This is a genomic window from Protofrankia sp. Cas8, from assembly GCF_963555845.1.
GTDB lineage: Bacteria > Actinomycetota > Actinomycetes > Frankiales > Frankiaceae > Protofrankia.
On the sequence record NZ_CAUVXI010000256.1, the window covers coordinates 3599 to 6786 of the forward strand.

Here is a 3188-nt window from a genome sequence, read left to right on the forward strand (position 1 = left end):
GACAGATGCTGGCTCTGGTGGCCTGCAACAAGTGCCGTCGCCGTCGCGGCGCCCAGTTGCACGCCACGGGCAGCGTGGAGCCGATCCCCGAGACGGGGACCTGCCCACACGGCAAGCCACTGCGGACGATATGGGCGGCGGGTTATGGGCCGGGCTCGGAGCCGCCGGCCGGGTCGGGATGGGACACCCGGCCGCCGGTGTAGGGGTCGCCGTGAGGCCTGCTCGTCACCGCAGCTGTCCCCCGTAGTCCGGGCTCGTCCGCCGGTCTGGCTGCCAGATCGGGCAGTCAGACGCTGCCTCGAACAGGTTGGCAGGTCCACGGCTGACGAAGTTTCTGGTGGTGTCGTCAAGGGCGTTCGGGGCTGCCGGTGGCTGCAGCGGTAGCTGGTTCGGGGCTGGACGGTGGCATGGGATCCGTGTGGGAGGCGTTCGATGAGACGCTGGACGTGTTCGTAGCGCTTAAAGAGATCAACATTCAGAGCGGGCATTCCGCCGCCGACCGACGCGAGCTCATCGCCCGGGCGAAGGGAACTCACGTGGCAGATCCGACCGTCGACACCGACACCGACACCGACACCGACACCGCCGCGACCGTCCGCGTCGACTTCGGCGCCGGTCCAGACGAGGACCTCGTCACTGTCTTGAACCGTAGCCGGGGCGAGCTGGCCGCGCGCCTGGGCATCACGGTCGTCGAAGCCGGTCCGGACCGGGTCGTCGCGACGATGCCGGTGGAGGGCAACCGCCAGCCATACGGGCTGCTGCACGGGGGTGCATCCGTGGTGCTCGCTGAAACGATCGGCTCGCTCGCCGCGGCAATCTCGCCCGCCGCGGCCGGCCGGGTGGCGCTGGGTATCGAAATCAACGCGGCCCACCACCGGGCCGCGCGGTCGGGCACGGTGACGGCGACGGCCACCGCGATCCAGGTCGGTGCCACGCTCGCCACCTACGACATTCGGATCGTCGACGAGTCCGGTCGCCCTGTATGCACGTCGCGGCTGACTTGCCTGCTGCGCGACGCTCCACCCGGAGCCGGGAACTGAATCGTGTAGCCGAGCCGGCGGACGTCTACGGACGTTGGCGGACGACGATGGAATCGGCGTCCAGGGCCCGGCGAGACGGGATCTATAACATCAGCGATGTTGATTATCGCAGACATGACGTCTTCGGTGCGGGAACAGGCGCGTGTCAGTCCTCGATCTCGACGCCGTAGACGCGGGCCAGTTCGGCGAGTCCGTGGTCATAGCCCTGGCCGACGGCACGGAAACGCCAGGCGTCTGCCCGCCGGTAGATCTCGACGAGTATCAGGGTTCGCTCGGTGGTGGCGGCGTCCAGGGTGGCACGCAGCCACGTTGCCGCGTCCGGTGTCTGAGCGCTGATTTCGACCGGTCCGATTTCGCCGAACGTCCGGGATCCGTCGAGAGCCGCCGCAATAATGATCTTTCGTGTGTCGTTCGGTACGGCGGCGAGGTCCACGGTGATGGCTTGTTCCGCCGGACCGTCGACGTTGAGCACAGCTGCTCCGCCGGCAGCCTGCGGCTGGTTGTAGAACACAAAGTCCTCGTCGGCCCCGACCAGATCGTCGTCACCGACGAGGAACGCGACGACGTCGACATCGCAGGCGTCCCAGGACCAGGTGGCGGCGATGGTCCATTGCGTGCCGGCGACGGCCGTCGGTAGATCCTGGACGCCGCCGCAGGGTAGTACCCGTCCGGTAGCCGCCCGGCTGGATGACGACCGAGGTGACCGGGGCGTCGCGCCGGCAGAAAGCGGCGCGTCGGGCTCGGTCCCGCCGGTGGCCGGTGGCCGGTGGAAGGGACAGGCTGTCCGGGAGGGACCGGCTGGCGGCGATGTCGCGCAGGAATGTTTCGGCAGGCACGACGGGGATGCCGAGGTGTCGGATGCGGGGCATGCGGCGGTCTTGCTCGCCGCCGTCCAGGCAGACGGTGAGGGCGAGACTTGCGGTGACGTTCACGGCAGGGATACCGCGGAAGGCCGTGATGCGTTCCCGGAGCTGCGTGGCCGTGGCATGTGGCTCGCCGAGTACAAGTATGCGACGGCCTGCAAAGGGGTGGGACGTATGCGTCGCAGTGGCAGTGGCAGTGGCAGTCGCAGTCGGGTTCGGGTTCGGGTTCGAGGTCAGCACCGACCCGATGTCGGGGGCGGTCTGTTCGCGGAGCCGGCCGGGGCGGACATCGCTGAGCAGGCGCAGGAAGACCTGTTCGTCGAGCACTGTCGTGCCGTGCGCCAGCGCGGCACGGGCTTTGGCAGTCCCGCTGCGGATGTTGTTGGTGACGACAACGCTGGTCCGGCGGCTGACCGCGCTGGTGACGTGTAAGCCGGCGGCGAGTGGCCCCGGATTGACGTAGCGGCAGCGTGGTTTCCGTCCGGTCGTCTGGTCGTGGGCGGGCCGGATCGTTGCGTCGTCGCGTGGTGTGCCGCAGGGAGTGAGGGGCAGGTCCAGATACTGGCCGGCGGCATGTTCCAACGCCTGCGGTAGCAGTGCGGCAAGGACGTCGGCGTCGTCGACGGCATCGTGGGCTCGGCGTTGGACAACCCCCCAGTGGTCGGCCAACGTAGCCAATTTCAGGTTCGGCAGGTCGAGATCGAGCCGACGGGCGAGAACCCGGGTGCACAGCCGCCACTCGACAGGGAGACGGATACCTATCCGCATCGCCTCGGTGGCAAGCATCTGCCAGTCGAAAACCGCATTATGCGCGACGAAGATTCGGCCGTCGAGCAGCGGCAGCAGGGAGTCGACGATCCGATCGAAGGTGGGGCTGCCGGCCAACCGTTCACGGGTGAGCCCGTGGATGTGAACCGGCCCGGGGTCGCATCCCGGGTTGAGCAGGGTCAACCATCGCCGTTCCACGGTGCCGTCGGACGCCACGTGCACCACGGCTATCGAGAGCACCCGGCTGCGTTGTGCCACCAGCCCGGAGGTCTCCACGTCCACCACCGCGTAGCGGTGGGGATAGGCGACGGCGATGGTCGACGGTTGACGTAATGAGGCGGTCACGCCACCAGATCATCCCGTATGGGACCGACGCACTGCGCTGTGGGTACCGATGATCGAAAACGATCCGACACGAAGGCGATGTCCGAGTTGTCGGGCTACCCGCTCGCCGCTGGCGGTCCGGTGGGTGCACGGATGGATCCTGTGGCGGTCGGGTTAACACGTGCATCCTTTA

The 3188-nt window shown here is 68.0% G+C and carries 4 protein-coding genes; 2 read left to right on the plus strand and 2 right to left on the minus strand.

Going from position 1 to position 3188, the window contains the following annotated elements:
* Together U9977_RS24365 and U9977_RS24370 are read left to right on the plus strand one after the other, a co-directional pair.
* Nucleotides 1-203: hypothetical protein (locus U9977_RS24365; RefSeq protein ID WP_322751615.1), on the plus strand; the 203-nt coding region annotated here is incomplete at its 5' end.
* A gap of 204 nt (nt 204-407) precedes the next feature.
* A complete protein-coding gene (locus U9977_RS24370) occupies nt 408-1040 on the plus strand; it encodes a hotdog fold thioesterase (RefSeq protein WP_322751616.1) in 633 nt (210 codons plus the stop codon).
* A gap of 145 nt (nt 1041-1185) precedes the next feature.
* On the opposite strand, the gene U9977_RS24375 is transcribed toward U9977_RS24370, so the two are convergent.
* Nucleotides 1186-1644, minus strand: a complete 459-nt coding sequence (locus U9977_RS24375; RefSeq protein ID WP_322751619.1) for a TerD family protein — start codon at nt 1642-1644, stop codon at nt 1186-1188.
* The gene (locus tag U9977_RS24380; protein ID WP_322751617.1) at nt 1583-3016 is read right to left on the minus strand and encodes an exonuclease domain-containing protein; all 1434 of its coding nucleotides are present in this window, start codon (nt 3014-3016) and stop codon (nt 1583-1585) included. Before U9977_RS24380 ends, U9977_RS24375 begins: the two co-directional genes overlap by 62 nt.
* Nucleotides 3017-3188 lie beyond the last annotated feature (172 nt).